Source organism: Sinorhizobium glycinis (assembly GCF_001651865.1).
Classification (GTDB): domain Bacteria; phylum Pseudomonadota; class Alphaproteobacteria; order Rhizobiales; family Rhizobiaceae; genus Sinorhizobium; species Sinorhizobium glycinis.
Genome location: NZ_LPUX01000064.1, coordinates 224,799 through 248,855 on the forward strand (window position 1 = coordinate 224,799; position 24,057 = coordinate 248,855).

21 protein-coding genes are annotated in these 24,057 nt (G+C 64.6%); 5 read left to right on the forward strand and 16 right to left on the reverse strand.

All coding sequences use genetic code 11. From position 1 onward, the window contains the following. Window positions 1–161: 161 nt before the first annotated feature. From derI to AU381_RS21025, 16 genes are all read right to left on the reverse strand, one after another. Complete coding sequence (gene derI, locus AU381_RS20950) at window positions 162–599, reverse strand: D-erythrulose-4-phosphate isomerase (RefSeq protein ID WP_064243658.1); 438 nt, start codon at window positions 597–599, stop codon at window positions 162–164. Between the two features lie 40 nt (window positions 600–639). Next, window positions 640–1,407 (reverse strand): triose-phosphate isomerase, encoded by a 768-nt coding sequence (locus AU381_RS20955; RefSeq protein ID WP_064243659.1) that lies wholly within the window; start codon window positions 1,405–1,407, stop codon window positions 640–642. Continuing rightward, window positions 1,404–2,189 (reverse strand): DeoR/GlpR family DNA-binding transcription regulator, encoded by a 786-nt coding sequence (locus AU381_RS20960; RefSeq protein ID WP_064243660.1) that lies wholly within the window; start codon window positions 2,187–2,189, stop codon window positions 1,404–1,406. The genes AU381_RS20955 and AU381_RS20960 overlap by 4 nt, the downstream gene beginning before the upstream one ends. A 111-nt stretch (window positions 2,190–2,300) precedes the next feature. After that, the gene (locus tag AU381_RS20965; protein ID WP_064243661.1) at window positions 2,301–3,227 is read right to left on the reverse strand and encodes a sugar phosphate isomerase/epimerase family protein; all 927 of its coding nucleotides are present in this window, start codon (window positions 3,225–3,227) and stop codon (window positions 2,301–2,303) included. 14 nt (window positions 3,228–3,241) lie between these two features. Further along, window positions 3,242–4,087 (reverse strand): TIGR01459 family HAD-type hydrolase, encoded by an 846-nt coding sequence (locus AU381_RS20970; protein ID WP_064243662.1) that lies wholly within the window; start codon window positions 4,085–4,087, stop codon window positions 3,242–3,244. Further along, on the reverse strand, window positions 4,084–5,364 hold the full coding sequence (locus AU381_RS20975) for an FGGY-family carbohydrate kinase (protein WP_064243663.1): 1,281 nt from the start codon (window positions 5,362–5,364) through the stop codon (window positions 4,084–4,086). The genes AU381_RS20970 and AU381_RS20975 overlap by 4 nt, the downstream gene beginning before the upstream one ends. Continuing rightward, window positions 5,361–6,416 carry a class II aldolase/adducin family protein gene (locus AU381_RS20980; protein ID WP_064243664.1) on the reverse strand — a complete coding sequence of 352 codons (1,056 nt, stop codon included), beginning with the start codon at window positions 6,414–6,416 and terminating at the stop codon, window positions 5,361–5,363. The genes AU381_RS20975 and AU381_RS20980 overlap by 4 nt, the downstream gene beginning before the upstream one ends. A gap of 14 nt (window positions 6,417–6,430) precedes the next feature. Beyond that, window positions 6,431–7,942 carry a glycerol-3-phosphate dehydrogenase gene (locus AU381_RS20985; protein WP_064243665.1) on the reverse strand — a complete coding sequence of 504 codons (1,512 nt, stop codon included), beginning with the start codon at window positions 7,940–7,942 and terminating at the stop codon, window positions 6,431–6,433. Window positions 7,943–7,951: 9 nt separating this feature from the next. Further along, window positions 7,952–8,989 carry a 2-hydroxyacid dehydrogenase gene (locus tag AU381_RS20990; RefSeq protein ID WP_064243666.1) on the reverse strand — a complete coding sequence of 346 codons (1,038 nt, stop codon included), beginning with the start codon at window positions 8,987–8,989 and terminating at the stop codon, window positions 7,952–7,954. Further along, a complete protein-coding gene (locus AU381_RS20995; protein ID WP_064243667.1) occupies window positions 8,986–10,563 on the reverse strand; it encodes an FGGY-family carbohydrate kinase in 1,578 nt (525 codons plus the stop codon). Before AU381_RS20995 ends, AU381_RS20990 begins: the two co-directional genes overlap by 4 nt. Further along, on the reverse strand, window positions 10,563–11,687 hold the full coding sequence (locus AU381_RS21000; protein WP_064243668.1) for an ABC transporter ATP-binding protein: 1,125 nt from the start codon (window positions 11,685–11,687) through the stop codon (window positions 10,563–10,565). The genes AU381_RS20995 and AU381_RS21000 overlap by 1 nt, the downstream gene beginning before the upstream one ends. Beyond that, complete coding sequence (locus AU381_RS21005) at window positions 11,684–12,802, reverse strand: ABC transporter ATP-binding protein (protein ID WP_064243669.1); 1,119 nt, start codon at window positions 12,800–12,802, stop codon at window positions 11,684–11,686. The genes AU381_RS21000 and AU381_RS21005 overlap by 4 nt, the downstream gene beginning before the upstream one ends. Window positions 12,803–12,808: 6 nt before the next feature. Next, entirely contained in the window at window positions 12,809–13,666 is an 858-nt protein-coding gene (locus AU381_RS21010; RefSeq protein ID WP_064243670.1) for a carbohydrate ABC transporter permease, read from the reverse strand. A gap of 9 nt (window positions 13,667–13,675) precedes the next feature. Beyond that, window positions 13,676–14,599 (reverse strand): carbohydrate ABC transporter permease, encoded by a 924-nt coding sequence (locus AU381_RS21015; RefSeq protein WP_064243671.1) that lies wholly within the window; start codon window positions 14,597–14,599, stop codon window positions 13,676–13,678. 132 nt (window positions 14,600–14,731) lie between these two features. Further along, window positions 14,732–16,177 (reverse strand): ABC transporter substrate-binding protein, encoded by a 1,446-nt coding sequence (locus AU381_RS21020; protein ID WP_064243672.1) that lies wholly within the window; start codon window positions 16,175–16,177, stop codon window positions 14,732–14,734. Window positions 16,178–16,397: 220 nt separating this feature from the next. After that, window positions 16,398–17,357: a sugar-binding transcriptional regulator gene (locus AU381_RS21025; protein ID WP_064243673.1), complete on the reverse strand. Its 960-nt coding sequence runs from the start codon at window positions 17,355–17,357 to the stop codon at window positions 16,398–16,400. 598 nt (window positions 17,358–17,955) lie between these two features. Between AU381_RS21025 and AU381_RS21030 the strand changes: the two genes are divergently transcribed. The 5 genes from AU381_RS21030 (at window position 17,956) to AU381_RS21050 (ending at window position 24,050) form a co-directional block, all read left to right on the forward strand. Then, window positions 17,956–18,660, forward strand: coding sequence for a LuxR C-terminal-related transcriptional regulator (locus AU381_RS21030; protein ID WP_064243674.1), 705 nt, complete (start codon window positions 17,956–17,958; stop codon window positions 18,658–18,660). 84 nt (window positions 18,661–18,744) lie between these two features. Beyond that, window positions 18,745–19,662: a CheR family methyltransferase gene (locus AU381_RS21035; RefSeq protein ID WP_064243675.1), complete on the forward strand. Its 918-nt coding sequence runs from the start codon at window positions 18,745–18,747 to the stop codon at window positions 19,660–19,662. Continuing rightward, a complete protein-coding gene (locus AU381_RS21040; protein ID WP_064243676.1) occupies window positions 19,649–20,293 on the forward strand; it encodes a chemotaxis protein CheW in 645 nt (214 codons plus the stop codon). Before AU381_RS21035 ends, AU381_RS21040 begins: the two co-directional genes overlap by 14 nt. Further along, entirely contained in the window at window positions 20,290–21,921 is a 1,632-nt protein-coding gene (locus tag AU381_RS21045; RefSeq protein WP_064243677.1) for a HAMP domain-containing methyl-accepting chemotaxis protein, read from the forward strand. The genes AU381_RS21040 and AU381_RS21045 overlap by 4 nt, the downstream gene beginning before the upstream one ends. Continuing rightward, the gene (locus tag AU381_RS21050) at window positions 21,918–24,050 is read left to right on the forward strand and encodes a hybrid sensor histidine kinase/response regulator (RefSeq protein WP_162273446.1); all 2,133 of its coding nucleotides are present in this window, start codon (window positions 21,918–21,920) and stop codon (window positions 24,048–24,050) included. The genes AU381_RS21045 and AU381_RS21050 overlap by 4 nt, the downstream gene beginning before the upstream one ends. Window positions 24,051–24,057: the final 7 nt, after the last annotated feature.

Here is a 24,057-nt window from a genome sequence, read left to right on the forward strand (position 1 = left end):
AAGGTAGCGGCGATTGGACCGCCGGTGCTTTCCGCATGGTCCGGCGCGGCGCGCACCATCCAGGTCTGGGGTGATCCCCAAACGAAAACACCCGGCATTGCTGCCGGGCGTCAACGCCGCACTGCACGAGGGAGGATCACGCGCGATGCGGAAATGGAGCTTTATTTGCCGGCGTCCAGGCGATCGATCGCCTGGACGTTACCGGCCGACGGGCCCTGTGGATCGAACTCGGAGGCGAGCCAGGTATCGACGATCGATTTCGCCAGTTCCGGACCGATGACCCGCGCGCCCATCGTGATGATCTGGGCGTTGTTGGACTTCGCCGCCCGCTCGGCCGAATAGGTGTCGTGGGTAAGTGCCGCCCGGATGCCAGGAACTTTGTTGGCGGAGATGCAGACGCCGATGCCGGTGCCGCAGATCAGGATGCCACGGTCGTTCTCCCCGGCGGTGATCGTCCTTGCGAGGTTTTCCGACAGGTCGGCGTAGAAGCCGGCCTGGCTCAGATCCTTGACTTCGACGTCGCTCCGGCCGGCAAGATGCGCGGCAATGACCTCGAGCAACGGCTTGCCTGCACTATCGGCTCCGATGGCGATTTTCATGGGCGTTTCCTTCCGCACTTGTTTACAAACCCCTGGCCGGTCAAACCGCGCCGGCGACCCGCTTCAGAATGTCGAGGTAGCCGCCGACCTCCCAGGCGGAACGACCGATGAAGAGGCCGTCGATATGCGGCTGGGCGATCAGTTCCTCGCAATTTTGGGGATTGACGCTGCCGCCGTAGAGCACCGGCACGGCGACGCCGAGCGCCGCCTCGGCCACCTCGCCAATCCGCCTGTGACGGGCGTCGGCGTAATCGGCGGTCGCGGGGACGCCATTGACGCCGATCGCCCAGACGGGCTCGTAGGCAAGCAGGATCGGCGCCCGCTTGGCATCGCCGTCGAGGAGCGCGAACGCACCTTCCACCTGGCGCTTCAACACCGCATCCGCCTCGCCCGCTTCGCGTTCGACGCGCGTTTCGCCGATGCAGATCAGCGGAACGAGACCGTGCCTGACGGCCGCCGCCGTCTTGAGCCCGACGGTGCGATCGGTCTCGCCGAAATGCTCGCGGCGTTCGCTGTGACCGAGCTCGACGAGATCGAGCCCGCAATCCTTCAGCATCAAGGGAGAAACCTCGCCGGTCCAGGCACCGCCACCCTCCCAATGCATGTTCTGCGCGCCGACCTTGACGCTCGTCTCCTTCAGCCTCTCCTTCACCTCGCGGACCGCCGTGAACGGCGGAACGACGAAACGCTGGATGCGAGGGTCGCGCTCCGCATCGGCGGCCGCCAGGCCCTCGGCGAAGGCCATGGCCTCGGAGAGCGTCTTGTTCATTTTCCAGCTGGTGCCGATCCAGAGCCGCGACTTGCTCATGCCTTCTCCGCCATCTTCCGATCGTCGATCGTGATCAGCTTGACGCCGGCATCGGCGAGCGCCGCCGAGTGGTCCTTCGAAACCTCGCTGCCGGTCAGCACCGCATCGAAGACCTCGAGCCCGGTCAGGAAATGCAGGGCCGAGCGCCCGAATTTGCCGTGGTCGACGAGCAGGTATTTGCGCGTCGCCGACTTCACCATCTGGCGCTTGGTCTGCACGACTTCCTGGTCCTGATGGAAGGCGGTTGCGCCTTCGATCGCGGAGCTCGACAGGAAGGCGACGTCGGCCCTGAGCGAGCGCAGCGCCTCCTCGGTGACGATGCCGAAGAAGCCGTTGAATTTCTTGCTGTACTGGCCGCCGAGCGCGATCAGGTTGATGCCCGGCGCGCCCGACAGTTCGGTAATCACGCCGAGATTGTTGGTGATCACGGTGAGCGGGCGGATTTCCTTGAGGCAGGCCGCGATCGCGCCGGCGGTGGAACTGTCGTCGATGATGATGCTCTGGCCGGGTTCGATCAGCGTCGCGGCATGCTCGGCTATCCGCCGTTTCTCGGCCGTGGCGATCTTCTCGCGGTAGCGGAAATCGCTCTCGAACTGCGGGCTCGACTGGATCGACGCGCCGCCATGCACCTTGCGCAACAGGCCGGCTTGTTCGAGGTCGTCGAGATCGCGATGCACCGTCATCTTGCTGACGCCGAAGCGGATGGAGAGGTCCTCGACGGAGGCCGTTCCCGCCTCCATCAACACGTCCATGATCGCCTGTCGCCTGTCTTCCGGTTTCACTGAGATCGTCCCTTACGGCGGGTCTGCCTTCCGCTTACACACAGGAACATAACATGGGAATGTGATTATTCAACGTATAATGTGATATTTTGTTACGCAACGATGTGATATTCAGCGGCGATTGAACCCCGTATCGATGTGAGGCTCCCAGAATTCGACCGACTCGCGGATCATCTCGACCACCCGGTGATCGGCTGGCTCTCGCTCGCGGAAGGAGAGTTCGAGGCAGATCTCGTTGTCCGTGCCGCCGCCCTTTGTGACGGCATCGAGCAGGCGCTCCGGCGTGATGCGGCCGTCCCTGTTGTAGCGGGCCGTAAAGGGCCAATGGCCGCCCTTGTTCATCGACGACTGCTTGATGTGGATGATCGGCGACTGCCGCGGAAAGGCCTCCGCCCAGGCATAGGGATCGACATCGGCGGGATTGTCCGAGGTGACGTCGCCATGGTCGATATCGACCATCATCTTCATCGGGATCGGCAGCCCGGCCAGCTCGAAGCGACGGTCGAGCGCCCGACATGCCTCGATCGTATGGCCGAATTCGCGGCCGACCGACATCGGCTCCCAGAACACGTAGGAGAGTCCCGCGGCCTTGCCGTGCTCTGCCACTTCGCGCCAGCAGTCGATGGCGATCGCCATCAGCTCCTCGCGCCGCGCCGGATCGTCGTAATCCTTCAGCGTGAAGATCGCGAACTGCGTGCCGATCGCGGAGGCGCCGAGTTCAGCCGAGATATCGGCAAAGGTCTTGAACCAATCCACATAGTAGCGCCGCACATCCGGGTCGGGATGGCCGAAATGGTTGAGGCGCCCATAAGGTCCGGTCATGCCGGAGGTAATCTTCACGCCGGTGCGGGCAAGGGCTGCCCGGAATTGCCGTGTCGCCTTGCTGATCGTTGCCGCCGGCCAGCCGGGATTGACGAACTCGTGGGTGAGTTGCACGTAGCCGATGCGGATCCTCTCGGCGATCGTGTCGATCAGGTCGTCCGGCTCGGCAAAGCGGTTGACGAGGGGATTGGTATTGAGCGACAGCGTGAAGGCCATGGCCGGTTTCCTGGCTACCAGAGAAATTTCGGAAGGATGAAATCGGGCGTGGCGCCGTGAGCCGAAAAGAGCTCTCGGCGCTCCTCCTCCGACTGGCGTTCGAGAATGCCGGTGGTGACCAGCACCGAGCCGAGCCCGGCGTTTGCCGCGCCGGCAATGTCATGCTCGACGCTGTCGCCGATCGCACAGACCCGCGCCGGATCGGGCCGGCCGAGCAAATCGAGCGCGAAATCGTAGATGTCGGGGAAAGGTTTGCCGATCCAGCGCACCTTGCCGCCGAGCTCTTCGTAAAGCTCGGCAATGCGCCCGGCGCCGAAGGTATGACCGGTGCGCGTCAGCATCACCTTGTCCGGGTTGGTGCAGAGGCAAGGGACGCCGCGCCGCGCCGCCGGCCGAAGCAGGTCCTCGTAGTGGCCAAGCGGATGGAAGTCGCCTTCGCTACCCGCGAGGAGCACGACATCGGCCTCTTCGCCGCGCTCGGTCCTCGCGAAATCGAGGCCTGTGAGCGGTGACAGGTCTCCGTCGCGGCTGATCAGCAGGCATTTGCGCGTCCCGCTTCCCGCGGCCTCCCCTTCCCGCTTGAGAAGCCGCCAGGCAACTTCGCCCGAGGTCAGGAACCAGTCCCAGCTGCCCGGCTCGAAACCAAGGTCTGCGAGGCGGCGGTCGTTTTCTGCCGAGCGCTTGCCGGAATTCGAAAGAATGATGATCCGTTTGCCGGCCTCCTTCACGCGGACAAGCGTCTCGGCAGCACCCGGATAAGGCCCGCGCCCGTCTCTCAGGACCCCGAACTGGTCGACCAGGAAAGCATCATAGGCGTCGGCGATCGCCGACAGGCCGGGGATTGTCCGAACCGCGCTCATAGCACGCCCGCCTCCCTTGCGCCGGAAAGCGCAAGTCGCGCCGCGCCGGCCGCCGCCTCCTCGGAGTGCGCCGGCAGGAACGGCACGCCGAGTTTGCGCGCGCGGATTGCCGTCCAGGCTTGGTTCCCGGCGCCGCCCCCGACGCTACGGACGGAGCGAAGCCGTAGACTGCTGAGCGAGGCGAGCCGCTCATAGGCGAGGCTCTCGACGGCCGCGACCCCCTCGAAGATCGCCTTCAGGAACTCGCCGTCCTCGGCGGGCCGCGGCGTCATGCGCGGCATGAGCGCGGGATCAGCGATCGGAAAGCGTTCGCCGGGCTTCGTCAACGGGTAGTAATTGAGACCCGTCTCTGTCGTCGGGTCGATCGCCGCCGAAAGTTCGGCAATCCGCTCGGCGCTGAAATGCGCCGCGAGCACGGCTCCGCCGGTGTTGGAGGCACCGCCGGCAAGCCACATGTCGCCGATCCGATGGCTGTAGAGCCCGTATTCCGGGGCAAATAGCGGCCTGTCCGACAGCATCTTCACCGTCAAGGTGGTACCGAGAGCACTGACGCCGTCGCCCGGCCTGTCGGCGCCCGTGGCCAGGAACGAGGCACAGCCGTCTGTCGTGCCGGCAACGACGACCGTCTCGCTCGGTAGTCCGAATGCTTCCGCCGCCGGCGGCGAAATCGTTGCGATCGGCGCGCCCGCCGACAAAACAGCCGGAAGCAGTTCGACCTGCGCACCGGTTCGCGCGAGCCAGTCCGGCCAGGATCGGCTCAGCGGATCGTAGCCGGTCTTCAGCGCATTGTTCTCGTCGGTGACGTCGTAAAGGCCGGTGAAATGACCGGCGAGCCAATCCGCCTGGTGAATGACGCGGAAGACGCCGGGCAGCGATTGAAACGCCTGCAGCTTGGCGAGACCGGAGGTCGTGCCGTGCGCAGCGCTCTCCTTCGGCGCATGCGCGCCGATGCGGTCGAGAATGGCGAGGTCGGGGACCGGGTCGTTGTACATCAGCGGCGTCGCAAGCGGCGCCCCGTCGGCCGCAGCCGGCAGCATCGTGCCGGATGTGCCGTCGATGCTGATTGCACGCACGCGCGCCGGCTCGATCGCCGCAAGCGTCTCCAGAAGGGCTGCCTGCACCGCCTTCCACCAGCCGAGCGGATCACGATGGTCTTCGCAAAAGCCTGCGAGCTTGGCGGCGCCTGAGGCGACGACATTTGCGGCTCCATCCATCGCAACGGCACGGGCACCCGAAGTGCCCATATCGATGCCGAGGACGAGTCCTTCCCCGCTCATTGCAGCACCTGCCCGGCCCGGTTCAGCTGCTGGCGGTATTTCTCCGCATCCCAGCCGAGCAACTCGGCGTTTTCGGCATCCGTCAGGTAACGCAGCCGCGCGCTTGCCGGAATGCGCGCGGCCACATCCGAAAGGCAGCGCGCCATGGCAAGCGCGCCGGCGGTAATATCCTTGAGGACCAGCACTCCCTTGCCCGGAAAGAGCAGCAGCGGCGGGAGGGTCTCTCCGGCCTCAAGAAAATGCTCTTCGATCGAAAGCGCGGTGTCCTCGGGAGCCGCGATCACCGAGCCCTTGCCGAGAAAGATCACATGGTCGGGATAGAGGCTGCCGCCGGCGGCGATCCTGCAGCTTTCGAGATCGGTCGCCGCATCATGCAGCCCTTCGCATTCGGGCAGGCGATAGGCGCTGTTGACCGCGAGGCGCGACAGCGCTGGCAGGTCGGCCGCCGGAGCACTGCGCACGAGGCCGGCAAAACGATCCGAGACATCGACAAGAAGAAGCGCCGCCTCCTCGATCGTATCTGCGGCGACGGCGAGACCATGATTGCCCAGCACCAGCACGGCCGTATCCGCGTCGATCCGTTCGCCGATCGCTCTCGCGAGCGGCAGGCCGGGACGGGCGTAAGGGATGAAGGCATAGGGAATGCCGGCAAGCCTTTCGGCGGCGATGGCAGCGGCATTGGTCTGCACCGCGGCAGCGATCGTCGCCACGCAATGCACATGGATCACCACCTTCTGCGGCATCAGCGCGTGAACCGTCGTCTCGATCGACGGCCTGAGCCCGGAAAGGTTGAGCTCCTCGATGACGAAGTCCTGGGCCTTCTCCGCCGCCGGATCGTCCCGGTCCAAGGCGTCGAGCAGAGGGTCGAGCGCGACCGGCACCATGATGTCGCGCTGCCGGGCCTCTGCGAGCCAGAGTCCTGAAGCCTTGATCCAGAGGGTGTCGCCCTCCTTGATCGAGGTATTGCCGCCTGCGCCCTGGACGAGCTCCGGATCGGCGCCGATCCGCGCCGAAAGATCCAGAAGCGCTTCGAATTCGGAGCTTCGCAACATCGCCTGCCCCTTTCTCATGCAGCCGCCTGCTGGCCCTCGAGCCAGCCGCCGAAGGCTCGCTTTTCCGCTTCGCTCATGTGCAGTCCGTGCTTGGTGCGGCGCTCGAGCAGATCTTCAGCCCTGCGCGCCCATTCTGTCTCGATCAGGAAGCGGGCCTCTCGCTCGCGGAAGAGCCGGCTGAAGGGGGTGCCGAGTTCCTCGAGCGAATTGGCGCCGCCGATCAGCGCATGGGTCCGCGTGCCGTAGAGCCTTGCATAATGTTTGGCGAGATCGGCCGGCAGCCAGCGATAGCGGGCGCGAAGCTCCCCGAGGAACCGGTCGAAATCCGCGTCCGCCATGTCGCCGCCCGGCAGATAGGCGCCCGCCGTCCAGGCCGGTCCGATCTTCGGAAAGAAGGGTTTCAGCCGCTCCAGCGCATGTTCGGAGAGCTTGCGGAAGGTGGTGATCTTGCCGCCGAAGACGGAAAGCAGCGGCGCCTCTCCGTTTGCCGCATCCAGCTCGAAAATATAGTCGCGCGTCACGGCCGACGGATTTTCGGCATTGTCGTCATAGAGCGGCCGGACGCCGGAGAAGCTCTGGATAATGTCCGCATCGCTAAGCTGCTGCTTGAAATAGCGGTTCACCGATTTCATGAGGTAGGCGATCTCGTCGGCGTCTGCAGCGACTTCCTCCGGACGGCCGTCATAGGGAATGTCGGTGGTGCCGATCAGCGCCAGATCGTTCTGATAGGGATTGATGAAGATGACGCGCTTGTCGGGATTTTGGACGAGATACGCCTGCCGCCCCTCCCAGAACTTCGGCACGACGATATGGCTGCCCTTGACGAGCCGGACGCTGCGGCGGGAATTGAGCCCGGCAACCCGGCCGATCACGTCGTTGACCCAGGGCCCGGCGGTGTTGACGACGCAGCGCGCCTTGATCTCGGCCTTCGCGCCGGTCTCGGTGTCGGTCGTCTCGACGAGCCAGAGATCGCCGCGGCGTCGGATGCTCGTACAGGCGGTGCGCGTCAGAATCCGGGCGCCCCTCTTCTCGGCATCGAGCGCGTTCAGGATGACAAGCCGGGCATCGTCCACCCAACAGTCCGAATATTCGAACGCTTTGCGATAAGCCGGCTTGATCGGCGCGCCTTCCGGCGCCGTCCTGAGGTCAAGCGTGCGCGTGCCCGGCAGGCGCTTGCGGCCGCCGAGATGGTCGTAAAGAAAAAGTCCGAGGCGGACGAGCCAGGCCGGCCGGTCGGCCGGATTATGCGGCAGCACGAAGCGCATCGGCCAGATGATGTGCGGCGCCGATTGGAGGAGCACCTCGCGCTCGATCAGCGCCTCGCGCACCAGCCGGAACTCGTAATATTCGAGATAGCGCAAGCCGCCATGGACGAGCTTTCCGGAGCGCGAGCTGGTGCCCTGGGCAAGATCGTCCTTCTCGCAGAGCAGCACGGAAAGACCGCGGCCCGCCGCATCCCGGGCGATGCCCGCGCCGTTGATGCCGCCGCCGATGACGAAGAGATCGTATGTCCCGGTTTCGCTCATCGCCACGCCTCAGCACGGGTTGACCGGAGGCAGGCCGGCGATGTAGCGGCGCACCTCCTCCGCGGCCATTTCCGCTGCATGGGTGACGGTCCTGACCGAAGCGCCGGCGATATGCGGCGTGAGCGTGACGTTGGGCAGCTTGAGCAACGGCCAGTCTTCCGGCACCGGCTCGATCGCGAAAGTCTCCAGCATGGCGCTCGACAGGTGGCCGCTAACAAGATTCTCGTGAAGCGCCTCGTAGTCGCAAAGCGGCCCGCGTGCGGTGTTCACGAAGATCGCCCCCGGCCTCATCTTCGCGAAGGTCTCCGCGTTCATCATGTTCCGCGTTTCCGCGGTCACGCGCGGATGCAGCGTCACCACGTCCGATCGCGCCAGCAGGTGGTCGAGCGAGACGTGCTCGACTCCGGCGTTGCGGTCCTCGGCGCTCAACTGCACATAGGGGTCATGGACGAGCACCCTGGTGCCGAAGGCGCGCAGCAGCCTGACGACCCTGGCGCCGATATTGCCGTAGCCGATGACGCCGACGGTCATCTCCGAAAGCTCGCGGCCCGCGCGATCGGCGCGATAGAGATCGCCCCGCCATTCGCCCCGCCTCAGCGCTTCGTGGCCGACGCGGATCAGCCGCGTCTCGGCGAGAATGGCGCCGATCGTGAACTCCGCGACGGCGCTCGCATTGCGCCCAGGCGTGTTGACGACCCGCACGCCGGCGTCGCGGGCGGCATCCATGTCGATATTGACCGGACCGCCGCGCGAGACGGCGACAAGCTTCAGGTGCGGCAGTTCCGACAGCATCGCCCGCGACAGGGGTGCAAGCTGCGTCACCAGGATCTCGGAGTCGCCGATGAAGTCGATGATCTCGGCGGGCTGGCCCAGATATTCCTTCAATCCGTCCATGCCCTCGACGGCATAGCCGTGCTCCATCGGCACGTCCGGCCAAGGCTGTTCGAGCATGCGGATCTGATGCCCGTCGCCGCAGGCCTCGACGATCTTGTCGCGGAACACATCCGGCAGCATGAACCGGTCGCCGATGATGGCCATCCTCTTCATTTCGGTTTTTCCTGTTGGTCACCCGATCCGGCCGCGTGGGAGAGCGCGTGCCAGACGGGCCTGAGCGCGAGGCGCGACTGTTGGTAGGCGGGGAAGAGCGCATCGTAGCGGCGGACGAGTTCCGCGTCGGCCGGCTCGGCGGGGCGCTGGTGCGGCCGCACCCAATCGCGGACGCAATCGGCCATCGAGGGATAGATGCCGAGCGAAACGGCAGCGATCATCGCCACGCCCGCAGCCCCCGCCTCTTCGCGTTCACTGGTCTGGATGCCGGCACCGAGCGCGCCACCGAGGATACGGCGCAAGGAGGCGCTCCGCGCCGCCCCGCCGGTCAGCCGAATGCATTCGGGGACCGGCCCCATTTCGGCATAGCAATCGCGGGCGGCAAGGGCGAGGCCGTCGAAGACGGCGCGCACCATGTCGCCGAAACCGTGGGTGCTCGACAGCCCGACGAAGGAGGCGCGCGCCGAAGCATCGACGAACGGGCCGCGCTCGCCGGCTTCGGAAATATAGGGCTCGAAGAGCAGCGGCGTGCCCTTGGCCTCCTGCAGCCAGCCATCCACATGGGCGAGCAACTCGCCCTTGGACTTCTCTACCCCCATGCCTTTCAAAACACCCCCCGCGATCGAAAGGATCCAGTCGATGTTGAGCGTCGCCGCCATGTTCGACTGCATCTGCGTATAGGTGTTGGGGATCGGCATGCACATGGTGTAGCCGGTCAGGTCCCGGTTCAGCCGGACGTCCTCGGCGCTCGTCGCCAGACGCATGTGCATGCCGGTCGAGCCGATGATCGAACAGCCGGCGTCGGTGCCGGGGTCATAAAGCCCCGCCCCGAGCGCCGTGCAGACCACGTCGACATAGCCGAGCACCACGGGTGTTCCGGCCGGAAGCCCGGTCGCCGACGCGGCAGCCTGCGACAGCGCGTGATGCGACATCGCCCCGTCGACGATTTCCGGCAGCAGATGCCTCAGTTTTTCCAGGCCGAGGAAGGAAATCACCTCGTCGCAGTATTGGCGGGTCCGGAAATCGCCGAAGGTGAAGTTCGCCTCCGAGGGATCGGTGGCGCGCTGTCCTGTCAGGTTGAAATAGAGCCAGTCCTTGCAGTGAAATGCCGTCGTCGCGCCGGCAAGCATTTCCGGCGCATGATCCATCATCCAGCGCAGTTGCGGCCCCTGCTGGCAGGCTGCGAGCCCCGAACCGGTGCGCGCGAAACGCTCGACATCGCCGCTGTCGCCGCGCAGCCGCTCGACGGTTTCGCTGGCCCGCGCGTCGAGCCATAGCCAGCCCTTGCCGACCGGCTCGCCGTCGCCGTCGATCATCCAGGTGCCGTCCCCCTGACCGGTCACCGCGATCGCGGCAACACGGCCAGGGAGGTTCTCGATCCTGGCCGAAAGCTCGACCAGGGTTTTGACTGTATCAGACCAGGTGCGGCGCAGGTCCTGAACGCTGCCGGTACGGCCAACTGCCTCATAGGCGTTTGGAACGGCGGCAATCGCGAGCTGCCGGCCGCCGAGGTCGAAGGCGACCGACTTGATGACCGAGGTCCCCGCATCGATGCCGATCAGGATGTCGCGCATCAGGCGAGCTCCTCTCCATGCGAGATCGCCTCGCCGGTCTCGCCGTCGAAGACATGCAGGCTCGCAGGCTCGAGGCGGATGCCGATCGGCTGGCCGATCTCGAGCCTTGTCCGATCATGCTCGACCAGCACCAGGGTCCCGCCGGCGAAATCCGCGGCGATATGCGTCTGATCGCCGAGCCACTGACTGACGGCGACGCGGCCGGTGACACCGTCGGCGCTGCGCTTCACCGCATAAGGCCTGACGCCGAGGGCCACCCGCTGGCGTTTGGTCAGTGCATCGCGGACCGCATGCGAGAAGTCGGAGGCGGCGTATTCCAGCCGAACGCCGTCCTTGAGGCCGAAGGCAAGGCGACTTTCGGAGGCGGTGACGCTCGCCTCGAAGACGTTCATCGGCGGCTCGCCGACGAAGGTGCCGGTAAACAGATTGGCCGGCCGCTCCTTGATCCGCTGCGGCGTGTCGAACTGCTGCAGCACGCCGCCCTCCATGACGGCGATGCGGTCGGCAAGCGCGTTCGCCTCGGTTTGGTCGTGGGTCACGAGAATGGCGGTGAGGCCGCGTTCCTTGATGTAGTGCTTGATGCGGCCGCGCAGCACGGCGCGCAATTGCGGCTCGAGCTGCCCCATCGGCTCGTCGAGCAGGTGCAGGCTCGCATCGCGGATCAGCGCCCGGCCGAGCGAGGCGCGCTGCTGCTGACCGCCGGAAATCGAACTCGGATAGCGGCCGAGAATATCCTCGATTTCGAGCAGCCTGGCGATGCTCGCCACCTTTTCGTCGACGGTGCCCTGCGACAGCTTAGAGGCCTTGAGCGCGAAGGCGATGTTCTCCCTGACCGTCAGCGGCGGATAGAGCGAGTAGCCTTCGAAGGCCATCGCCACGTTGCGGCGAACCGGCGGAAACGTCTGGATCTCCCGGCCGCCGAGCGAGATCTTGCCGCGCGACACCGCTTCGAAGCCGGCGATCATGCGGAGCGTCGAGGTCTTGCCGCAGCCGGACGAGCCGAGAAGCGCGACGATCTCGCCCTTTCCGACCTGCATGCTGAGTTTCTTGACGGCATGGACCCCGTAATCGATCGGCCCGTAGAACTTGTCGACCTCCCTGAGCGAAAGTGCGATGTCGGTCATGCCGCTTCTCCGTTCCGCTTTGAGGCAGGCTCTGAAGGCCGCATCAGCCGGCCGCTTTCCTTGTCGAACAGCAGGGCCGCCCGGCTGTTGACGGCGAGGTGAGCCGGCCCGGTCGCCGGTCCCGGCGTTCCGGCCGGACGCGACACGAGGACCTCGCGACCGCGCGCCGTCAGCGTCAGGGTGACGGTTTTTTCATTGAGCGGCGTCTCGGCCTCTACCCTCACCGGGATCGCACCCGTCGCTGACGCTTCGCTGAAGACGATGCTTTCCGGCCGGATACCGAGCACGCAGGCCTTCCCGACGATCTCCGGTCCGAAGCCCGGCAGGCGAAGGCGGACGCCGGAAAGTTCGGCGAAGGCGCCATCCGGTCCGCGCTGCGGCACGACGTCGAGCAGGTTGATGGTCGGGTCGCCGAACAGCCGGGCGATCTCGAGCTCAGCCGGTGTGTCGTAGATGTCCGCCGGCGTCCCGATCTGGCGGAGCTGTCCCTCGAACATCACGGCGATCCGGTCGCCGAGCGCCATGGCTTCCTTGTAGTCCTGGGTGACGTAGATGACGGTCGCGCCCTGAGCGGCGAGAAGGCGCGGCAGTTCCAGGCGCATCTCGAAACGCAGCTTGGCATCGACGTTGCGCAGGGGATCGTCGAGCAGTAGCAGCGGCGGCGAGCCGACCAGCGCGCGTGCAAGCGCTGTCCGCTGCTTCTGTCCGTTGGACAGCGCCTTCGGATGGTGCGTGAGCACGTGGTCGATCTTCAGGAGCTTCGCCACCTTCTCGACCCCGGCAGCGATCGCCTCCTTCGAGAACCTGCGGGCCGTGAGGGCGCTGGCGATATTGTCGAAGGCGCTCATATGCGGGAAGAGCGCGAAGTTCTGGAAGGCCATGCCGACGCCCCGATGCTCCGCATCGACCTCCGTCATGTCCTCTCCGCCGATCAGCACCCGGCCTTCGTCCGGATCGATGACCCCGGCAACGAGCCTCAGGAGTACCGTCTTTCCGGCACCGGACGGGCCGAAGAGCACCAGCCGTTCGCCATCGGCAACGTCGAGCGACAGGTCGTCGAGGACCGTCTGGCTCTTGTAGCGCTTGACGATGTTCTTCAGTTGCAGTGTCGTCATCTGCGATTATCCCTTTACCGCACCGAGCGACAGGCCTTCGACGAGGTAGCGCTGGGCGTAGAGTGCGAGTGCGAGCGTCGGCGTGATCGACAATACGATCGCCGCGGCGATCTGGCCGTATTGGATGCCGGAGGCCGTGACGAAGGCAAGCGCGCCGACCGTCACCGGCTGCTTGTCGGCCGATGCCAGCACCAGGGCGAAGACGAAATTGTTCCAGGCGAAGATGAAGGCCAGCAGGCCGGCCGCGGCGATCCCCGGCCCTGCCAGCGGCAGGGCGATCTTGCGGAAGGTCGCGAACCAGGAATGGCCGGCAATACGATAGGCATATTCGACATCGGCCGAGATATCCTCGAAATAGCCGCGCACGATCCACAGGATGAGCGGCAGGCAGATGAGCTGATAGACCCAGATCAGTCCGAAATAGGTGTTCGAGAGGCCGAGCCACTGGAAATATTGCGTCAGCGGCAGGAGCACGAGCAAGGGCGGCGCGAAGCGGAAGGAGAGCAGCGTAAAGGCGATGTCCTCCGAACCCCTGAACTTGTGCCGCGCGAAGGCATAGGCGGCCGGCACGCCGAGGAGCAACGCCACCGCGACGGAGACGACCGACAGGAATACCGAATTCCCGAGGTTGCGCATGAAGGCGATGTCGAGCGTGCCGGCGGCGGTCTGCAGCTTGCCGGTGATCAGCGCCGCATAGTTGTCGAGCGTTGGAGTGAAGACCACCGATGGGGGGATCCTGAGGATCGTCTCGTTCGTCTGGAAGGACATCAGCAGGATCCAGACGATCGGGAACATGAAGAAGATGACGACGAGCGTAAGCGCGATGCCGCGCAGGATGCGTTCGAGCGGAGACATGGCTTCCATCTTGACCTCCTACGCCTCGCCGCGGGCGCGCTCGCGCAGCCTGAGCCAGTTCTTGATGAAGACATTCGACAGCGTGTAGGTGATCGCCCACAGGATGATCAGCAGTGCGGCGGAACGGCCGACATTGGTCGACTGGAAGAAATTCAGATAGGCCTCGACCTGGAAGACGGTCAGCGTGTCGCCCGGGCCGCCCTGCGTCATCGCATAGATGATGTCGAATTGCTGGATCGAGTCGAGCAGCCGGAAGAGCGTCGCCGTCAGGATATAGGGCGTCAGCATCGGCAGGGTGATCCGGAAGAAGACGAAGGTGCGCGGCACGCCGTCGAGCGCGGCCGCCTCGAAGGGTTGGGTCGGCAGGGAGCGCAGGCCGGCGAGCAGAAGGATCATGATGAAGGGCGTGTAGACCCAGATGTCGACGAGCACGACCGTCAGCAGCGCCGTATCCGGCGACGAGGCCCAGCGGAAGTTCTCGAGCCCTATCAGGCTGGCGAAGTAGCTCAGGATCCCGAAGCCCGGATTGGTCATCAGCTTCCACATCAGCGCCGCGAGCGCCGGTGCGGTCATCAGCGGCAGGAGCAGCATGATCGAGATGAAGTTGTTGACGGTCGAGCGCCGCTGCAAAAGCAGCGCGATGCCGAGGCCGAGCAGAAGCTCGAGGATCACTGTTGTGCCGGCATAGAGGAGCGACACCCTAAGCGTGTTCCAGAAGCCGGAATCAGTGAAGAAATTCAGGTAGTTCTCACCCCAGTTGAACTGGCGTGCCCAGGGCTGGCTCAGCCGGTAGCGCTGGAAGGAATAGATCACCGCCGAGAAGAACGGGATCAGGATGCCGATGCAGACGAGAAGCGCCGGCAGGGAAAGCACATAGGGCAGAACCCTCTTGCTGATCCTGAAGCCGCGGGTCCCTGCCCCGGATTGCGTCACTGAAGCCATGACCAGTTCCGTTCAATGCCTTGTCGACGGCGATGAAGGGGCCGGCCGCGGCCGGCGCAGCCAGACCCCTCCTCGTATGCACATGCGTCTTGTGATGACCGGCCCGCCTTGACGGACCGGCGTCGCTCACGATCAGCCGAGCCCCGCTTCCGCAAGCTGGCGGTTGATGCTTTCGGCCAGCTTGTCGAGCCCCTCGTCGACCGGCACTTCCTTGGCCACCATCTTCTGGAGCGTCGCCGCCCATTCGGTGGTCAGGTCGAAGAACAGCGGCTGGGCGGTGAAGTGAATCTTGGCGCCCGGCGCGGAAATGTCGTGCATTTCCACATAGCCCGGATAGCTCTTCTTCAGCCGCTCGCGGAAGATTTCGTCCTTCCAGACGGAAGCACGGACCGGATTGACGAAGTCCATCTTGGTCGCGCCGAAGATCGCGTGCTCGAGCCCCGTCGCCCATTGCAGGAAGTACCAGGTGGCATCCTTGTCCTTGGAGAAATTGGACATCGACAGCGACCAGATCCAGATGTTCGGCGTCGGTGCCGACGCGGCCGGATTGGCGGCGAAGGGGGCATAGGCGAGCTTGCCGGCCATCTTGTTGTCGCCGCCGTTCATGAAGTAGCCGAGGATGTCGGCGTCGTAGATCATCGCGGAGGCGCCGGCGCCGAGGTCGGTGCCGACCTGGTACCAGGTATAGGTCGACCAGTCCTTCGGGCCGCTCTCCTGGATCATCTGCACCCATTTGGCGTGGAAGGCCTTGGATTCCGCCGTGTTCATCGCCGCCGAAAGCTTGCCGTCGGCCGAGACGTTGAGGTCCTTCTGGCCGAAGTTCGCATAGCCGGAGAGGAAGCCCGGATGGATGGTCGCCCAGGAGCGCGAGCCGCGCACGCCGATGCCGTAGACCCCGCCGCCGACGTCCTTGGTGAGCTTTGCAGCCGTCGTCAGCAGCTCGTCGAGGTTCTTCGGAACACTGACGCCCGCCTTGTCGAACATCTCCTTGTTGTAGGAGAGGTTGTTCTGCTCGTAGCCCCAGGGAATGCACCATTGCTTGGCGTCTTCCGAACCGAGCGCCCCGCCCGGTTGGCCGTTCCAGGCGCAGGATGCCTTGACGCCCGGCAGGAAATCGTCCCAGCCATATTGCGGATTGGTCTTGGATGAGTCCTTGATCCATTCGTTGAGATCGGTGATCCAGCCGGCCGGGCCGTAGGTCCAGGTCATATAGGCGCCGGTCATGAAGGCGTCGTATTCCGTCGAGCTCGACGAGAGCGCCGCCGTCACCTTGTCGAAATAGACGTCCTCCGGGAAGACGTCGTAGGTGACCTCCATGCCGGTCAGGTCCTTGAAGGTCTGGAGGTTGGCGATCATCGCGTCGGCATAGGGATGCTTGTTCAGAAGCAGCTTCACCGACTTGCCGGAATGCGCCTTCCAGTCGAAGTCGGCGGCGAGCGCCTCGGTCGACATCATGTTGAACAACGTCCCTGCGGTGCCGGCCGTCAGACCGGCCGCACCCAGGCCCTTCAGCAGGCCGCGACGGTCCACCTCCCCGCGCAGAAAGGCGCCAATGAGGTCTTTCTCCTTCTCATACATCTCGTTCTCTCCTCCGTTGCGGGTAAGAATTCTCCACTGAACTGACCGGCTACCCGACCGGTATTGCCTCCCGGCTGCGGTGGTTTCCTCCCCCTACCGCAGCTCTCGTATGCTGCCCCTACAGCGCCGTGCGTCCTTTGGGACGCACAAGGACGCTGTAAGTCTTTGAACCTACGCATCGTGCTTTCCGAAAATCGGGTCCGATTTTCGGGCCGATGCGCTAGGCGGCGAGCGCCTGCGCCGTGCGCTCGTCCGTGATCAGCCCGTTCAAGAGCCCGCTTTCGAGCACGGCGCGGATCGCCCGTGCCTTGATCCTGCCGCCGGCGACCGCCACGGTGCGCCGGTCCCTCAAGTCCTCGCGACCGAGCGTAAAGGTGCGGTTGGAAAGCGCCGTCTCGATCGGCCGGCCCTTCGCGTCGAAGAAGTGACCGAGCAGTTCGCCCATGGCGCCGCCTTTCTGAATGTCCTCGATTTCGCGCATCTCGATCATGCCGGTCGCAACCAGCGATGCCTCGCGCTCGGCCGTGCCGATGCCGACCATCAGCAGGTCGGCCGATTTCGCGAGATCGAAGACCTCGCGAACGCCGCGCTGGCTGAAGAGCACGTCACGGTCCTCGACCGTGTTGGCGAAGAATGGCACCGGCATCACAAAGGCTTCGGCACCGGTGCGTTCCGCCAGGCGGTGGATCACGTCATGCGGATTGGCGGAGAACTTGCGCGTCAGGCCGCCGAGCAAGGAGACGAAGCGCGTGTTGTTGCTGGCGGTGCGCGGCAGATACTCTACGCAAGCGGCCAGCGTTCGTCCGTGGCCGACGCCGATCAGCGCCGTCTCGCCGCGCTCGATCTCGCGCCTCAGGAATTGCGCACCGGAGATTCCGAGCGCCTTCAGCGGCAGGTCGTCGCTATCGAAATCCGGAACAACCTCGCAATAGTCGAGGCCGTAGCGCCCCGAAAGCTTCTGTTCGAGTTCGACGCATTCGGAAACGTCGCCGTCGATATAGACTTTCACCAAACCTTCCTGGTTGGCCTTCATGATAAGACGATGGGCTTTCAGCGAGGTCAGCCCCAGGCGCTTGGCGACTTCGGCCTGGGTCAACCCGCCGGCGTAATGCAGCCACGCCGCGCGCGTCGCCATGCTCGCCTCGTCATCCCGAACCGCCGTTCCCCCGATGATCGCCATTGCCTCCACCCGAATGCTGCGTTGCGTGATAATTTTTGCAATGCATGAAATTTTTATCGGCTCATGTGCAATAAATTTCACGCCTTGCAAAAATTGTCAACGGCCGGGAAGTTGCGCGGTTGATGCAAGGTTGTGACGGGGGGTGAGAAGATCGGCCAGGAACGCTGGACCAGGGCGCAGAGCCCCGGAGCTGCCTCCTCTATCCGGAGCACGGCGCCTGGTGGCATCAGATGAGCAATCGCCACGTGCAGCAATACTCGCCTTTTGGTGGAACCGAAGACCACCTCCGTTCGTTGTCTTCGAACGAGCAGTTTCCACTTTTGGGGGATAGGACTCGGAGAGATGCCTCGGAAATCTCGAAACTGATTGGCAAAGCAATCGAACAAGCCGACTTGGCTGAACGTCCGGATTGGGATGTATTTCCATTTTCGGGACAACAGGCGAAGGAAATCGCAGAAACCGTTAACCATAGACACCGAACAGCGGGAACAGGCAGGAAGAAACGATCGTTAGTTGCAGGACATTCGTGACCTTCATCGGTGGACCGGCCCATTCCTGACGCAGAGCATCCGGTCCACCTGAACCTGGGGGAGCATCGATGAATGCGTTTGGCGTCGCACTTGTCGCGGATGACGACGAGTTCTTCCGGATTGCGCTCGCGGCCATCTTGAAGGCGAAGCTCGGCTTTTCCGACGTCGTGGAGACGGGATCTCTCGATGAGGCGATCGAGCGCCTGGCGGACCGCGACGATGTCTCGTTGGCGCTGTTCGATCTCACCATGCCGGGCATGGAGAGCGCCGCGAGCCTCGGTGCAGTGCGCGAGGTTCACCCCGACGTGAAGGTGGCGGTGGTTTCCGCTTCATCGCGCCGGAACGACATTCTCGCTTCGCTGGCGGCCGGAATCCATGGCTATGTTCCGAAGAGCCTCGGCGCCTCGGAACTCGCCGCCGCGCTGCGCGTCATCTTGAGCGGCGCCATCTATGTCCCGCCTTCACTCGCCGGCCGCACGCCCTATCCGGCGGAACCGGAACCATCGCCGGCGACGGGCGGGCACGGCGAAGAGCCGTCGCGGCGAACGATCGAATTCCTCACGCCGAGGCAGCGCGAGGTTCTGCTGCTGCTGGTCGAGGGTCTTTCGAACAAGGAAATCGCCCGCAAGCTTCGCCTCGGCGAAGGAACCGTCAAGATCCATATGGCCGCCCTCTTCCGCAGCCTCAGGGTAAGGAACCGCCAGGAAGCGGCCGCCGCCGGCGCCCGCCTGTTGCCGACCGCAAAGATGAGAACCGATAGGCCGGTCGGCTAGGCCGCTTTCTGGCCATCCGGACGAATAGCCCAAATGCCTGCGAGCCCGTAGTTTCGATCGCAACGAAATCGATTTGGAACGACAATGCGCCCAGCGAAAGAGAGGTTTTCGAGAGTCGCGCTCCCAGCCAATCGGCCCATCCGGGGCGAGGGCGACGTAAACGCGTCCGGTGCGGTCCTCTCGGACGCGGGGCCTCTCCTCGCAAAGATCACCAGCAAGATCGGGCCGAGCGTCGCGGCATTCCGCAAACAGGCTGCCGTATCGGCGATCCGCCGCCTCATGGTCCGGCGAGGCTTGAACCTCGATCAGATCGATGCGGACGAAGATCTCAAAGAGGAATTCATCGATGAGGTCACCGTCGGCGAGACCCATTTCTTCCGCGGTGCGGCCCAGTTCGACCTGGTCAGGGATACAATTCTTCCAGAGTTATGCCGAAGCCGTCCGCCGGGCTCGCCCGTCCGGATCTGGAGCCTCGGCTGCGCAAGCGGCGAGGAACCCTATTCGGTCGCAATCCTCTGCGAAGAGGGTGGCCTCTCGCACAAGGTTGAAATCGCGGCGTCTGACATTTCGCGCAAGGCGCTCAGCGACGCCGCCGGTGCCGACTTTGGCGAATGGGCTCTGCGGAACACAGACGAATGCTGGAGGCAGCGCTACTTCTACCAATGCGGGAGCCGGTATCGACTGAGGTCCGATCTGGCGGGGCGGGTGAGCTTCACCAAGGTCGCCCTCGGGGCCGACGCGCTTCCTGCTCCTGAAAGAGGCCTCGCCGAATTCGACCTGATCCTCTGCCGCAACGTCCTCGTCTATCTCGAGGCGGCCGCGGTCCGCCGGATCGCCCGTGAGCTATTCGCGTGCCTGGTCGAGGGCGGCTGGCTTATCACCGCTCCAACCGATCCACCCCTCTGGCAGCACGCGCCCTTCGAAAGGTCGACCACTTCCGCGGGCGTGGTGTATCGACGGCCCACCGCCCCAGAGAAAGCTCCTGCCGATGACCGCAGTTAGCAGAACGATCCACCGCACCATCGACTGGGCCGACGTGAAACGAAGGATCGCCGTGGCCATCGAACAGACCGAAGCGCTTCTCGATTCAGCCGCGCGGGGTGACGGATCCGAAGAGCGGCGGCATTTCCCCTCGACCCATCCGGATCTGGAGACCGGAGAGGATCACGAAGACTCGGCGGGTTGCGTATCCTTCGTACTCTCGGGCCGCCGCCTTGCGCTGGAAGTCCGCTACGTTTGCGAGATCGTCTCGATGACGCGCGTCACTCCGCTGCCGGGCATGCCGAGCTATGTGCGCGGCATTTGTGACCTGCGCGGTCAATTGCTTCCCGTATTCGATCTTCGAAGCCTGCTTCAGCTTCCCGCCGCTGCTTCACGGGACGGCGATTGGGCGATCGTCTGTGGGGAGACGCAAGCGGAATTCCTGGTCGTGACGGACGAAATGCCGGAGATCAGAACGTTCTCCGCGCCGGAGAGCCCCTCGACTGGCGGTGACGACGGTCCGGACTGGGCTCGCATCCCCATGGGTGACGGGACCGTTGTCCTGCAAGGCGCTCTTCTCCTCAGCGATCGCCGGTTCTTTCTGGAAAGCGAGCAGCTGGCCGACGAGTCCGCAGGGGGTGAACAACCATGAACCTCCCGCGCGCGAGGAGCCTCTACGGCAAACTGGGTTTTGCAATGCTGCTTTTCGCGGCGGCTGCGGCCTTGCTCGTCGGATCAAGCTTTGTCGCTTTGGAGAGAGTCCGCGCCGACCTCGCGGCGGCTTCGTCGCTCAGCAAGGAGCGCATCTTCTACCAGATGCTCTACAGGGCCGGACGCCTGCCGGCGCCGAACGACCCGAACTGGCCTGCGGCCATTTCCGAGCTTCGCGAGCTGATGCAGCGCAACGAGCGGGTGCTCGCGCGGCTGGCCGGCGGCGACGAGGCCCTTGGGTTTGCGGCCGAGACCGACCCCGACGCCGTTGCCCAATTGGAGCAGCTGCGCCAACTCTGGCAGCAACAGGTGAAACCGGCGCTTGAACGGACGATAAGCCAGACGCCTCCCAGCCCAGCCCTCCTTGAGGAACTCGACCGGCACATCCGGACCTACGCGGCCCGGATCAACGAAAAGATCGACAGGATCGAGGATACCGCCGCGACGAGGCTCTACCGGTCGCAGATGCTGCAGCTGGGCTTGTCCGCATTGGCCATCGTCTTGCTCTTCCTCGTGCTGAGGGTCGTTCGCCACTATGCCCGCCGGGTGCGCATCCTCGTCGACGTTGCGAAAGGCGTCAGTGCCGGAAATCTGCACGAAAGGGCCATTGTCGCGGGAAATGACGAACTGGCCGTTCTCGGCGCGTCCTTGAACGGCATGACGGCGAAACTTGCAGGCATTATCGAAAATGAGCGTGCCGCCCGCGAGCGGCTGGAGGACCTGCTCGCGACGATCGCGGAGACGTCACAGCATCTTTCGTCCTCGGCGGCCGAGATCCTGGCCGGAACCACGCAACAGGTCGAAGGCATGCGCGACCAGTCCACCGCCGTCGCGGAAACGGTGACGAGCGTCGATGACGTGCTGCAGACATCGGAACAGGCGGCGCAGCGCGCCCAGCAGGTCGCCGCCTCTTATGAAACCGCCGTGAAGATCAGCAGCGAGGGGCGCAAGGCGCTCGATAACACCGTCACGACGATGAACGCGGTCAACGCGCGAACGGAGGCGATTGCCGGCGATATTCTCTCGCTCGCGGAAAACAGTATCGAAATCGGCGAGATCGTCTCGGTCGTCGCCGAGATCGCCGACCAGACCAACCTGCTTGCGCTCAACGCGGCGATCGAAGCGTCGCGCGCGGGCGAACACGGCCGGGGCTTCAACGTGGTCGCCAGCGAAATCAGGACCCTTGCCGACCAGTCGAAAACCGCCACCACGAGAGTTCGGCGGATCCTCATGGAAATCCAGAAGTCGACGAATGCCGCAGTGATCGGTGCCGAAGAGGGAACGAAGAGTGTCGGCCGGGCGCTCGAAACCGTGAAGGAAGCAGGCGAGACGATCCGGCAGCTCGAGGCGATCATCGCGGATTCCGCCCGATCCGTCGCGCAGATCGCCGCATCCGCCGGCCAGCAGAAAGCCGGCATGAAGCAGATACACGATGCGATGCACTACATTCAGCAGGCGAGCAGCCAGAACCTGTCGGCCATCCGCCAGGCGGAAGAGGCGGCAAAGGACTTGAACGAGCTCGGCTCCCGGCTGAGGGACATGCTCGCTGACCATGGCAACGGAAAATGATGAAAGCGGAAGAACTCGACCGCCAGCTCCTGAAAATCTTCACGCAAGAGGTGCGGGAACGCTCCTGCGATATGGAGCGCATGCTGATCGGAATCGAGGAGGCCGAGGGCGCCGATGAGAAACGGCGTCTGCAGGATCAGCTTCTCAGGATGGCGCATAGTCTCAAAGGCGCCGCGGGCCTCGTTCAGGTGCGCGGCATAGAAAGCATTTGCCATTGGATGGAGGAGGTGCTGACGCACGCCTCGAAGGAGGGCTCGGCGCTTGATCGTACGAAGCTCGACCTGCTTCTGCGCGCCGCGGATGCGATTGCGGAGGCGGGGCGGCTGCTGGCAGGCGGCGAAATGCTCTCGTCGGCCGGCGCCGAGGGCGTCGCTCTCGAGTTGCAGGCTGCGGTCGCCCCGGGCATGTCTCACGGCAGCGCGCCACCGAAACCGCCATCGCCCCCCGCCGCACATCAGGTCCCGGTTCGTTCGACCGATCTGGACGGTTCGATGCGTGTGTCGGCCGATCGGCTCGACGCGCTTCTCCACAGGAGCGGCGAATTGCTCGCTTTCGATGCGGTCGTCCGAGCGCATGCCGATCGGGCCTCGCGCCTCAGGGAGCAGGCAAGAAGGTTGCGGACGGTCGGCTCCTGTTCCGAGACCGAGACCGCCGGCATTGAAACCGGACTGCGCGAGCTTGCTGCTTCGCTCCGCAATGACGGACGACTGATGCACAGCGCGGTGACCGCCCTGGACCACGAGGTGCGCCGCGCCCGCACGCAACCCTTCGCCGCAGCCTGCAAGGGGCTGGAGCGCATCGTCCGGGACATGGCGGCGCACGCGGGAAAATCGGCGGCGCTGGAAATCAGGGGCGGGGAAATCGAGATCGATCGCTCAATTCTCGCCGGACTGCAGGATTCGCTTCGCCACCTCGTCCGCAATGCCGTGGCGCATGGCATCCAGTCGCCCGAGGAACGGCGACTGGCGGGTAAGCTAGAAAAGGGGCGCATTGTCGTCTCGGCTTCCGTCTCCGGCGATCGCGTGCAAGTGGTGGTGCAGGATGACGGCCGCGGCCTGGACACGGCATCGCTGCGCAAGCTCGCAGGCCAGACGGACTCGATTGAATCGGAAGAAGAGGGAGATCTGCTGCAGCGCATTTTCGAGCCTGGCATCTCCACTTCGGCCTCGGTCAACCGACTGTCCGGCCGCGGGATCGGGCTCGATATCGTCAGAAGGGCTGTCGAGGACATGCGCGGCACGGCGAATGTCGCACAAGTTCCGGAAGGCGGGGCTGCCTTCACCCTGACCTTGCCGCTCACGCTCGCCACGGTTCGCGCCCTGGAGATCCATGTTGCCGGGCATGTGCTGACGATCGACACCTCTTCCGTCGAGCGCGTCATAAGGGTCGCCGCCGAGGACATAGGGTTCGAACAGGACAGACCGGTCGTGACGACCGGGGCCGGCACTTTTCCCCTTGTCGATCTTGCCCGCTGGTTGGGATTGCGAGCGGCTGGCGAGCCCATTTCAAGCGAGGCGCGGCCGGCGATCATCATCCGCGCCGGAGGCAGGCAGACTGCAGTTCTCGTAGACGCGGTCGCCGGAGAACAGGAACTGCTTGCGCGTTCGCTCGGGCCTCGGCTTCAGAAAGTCCGACGCTACTGCGGCGGGATGGTGCTGCACGACGGTCGCATCGCGCTGCTTCTCAACACTTCGCTTCTGGCTGGGGCGGCGCCGGAGACACATGCGGCACCCATCCCCGACGCCGGTCAGATTGCAACGTCCGAGCGCCGCAAGGTTCTCGTCGTCGATGACTCGAAATATATCCGCACGCTGGTCAGGCTCATCCTCCAGGCGGCGGGCTACGACGTTGCCATGGCATCCGACGGTCAAGAGGCGTTGCAGCACCTACGACACCATGAGGTCGATGTCGTCGTGGCCGATGTCGATATGCCGGCAATGGATGGGCTTGAATTGACGCAAGCGATCAGAAGCTCCGACCGGCTGGCCGGCCTGCCCATCATCCTCATCACTGGTCGGGAAGCGGCGGAGGACAGGGCTCGCGGCCTGGAGGCGGGTGCCAATGCTTACTTTGCGAAGAACCGGTTCGATGCGCATCAGTTTCTCGAAACCGTGAGCCAGGTTGTCTGAGGCGGCA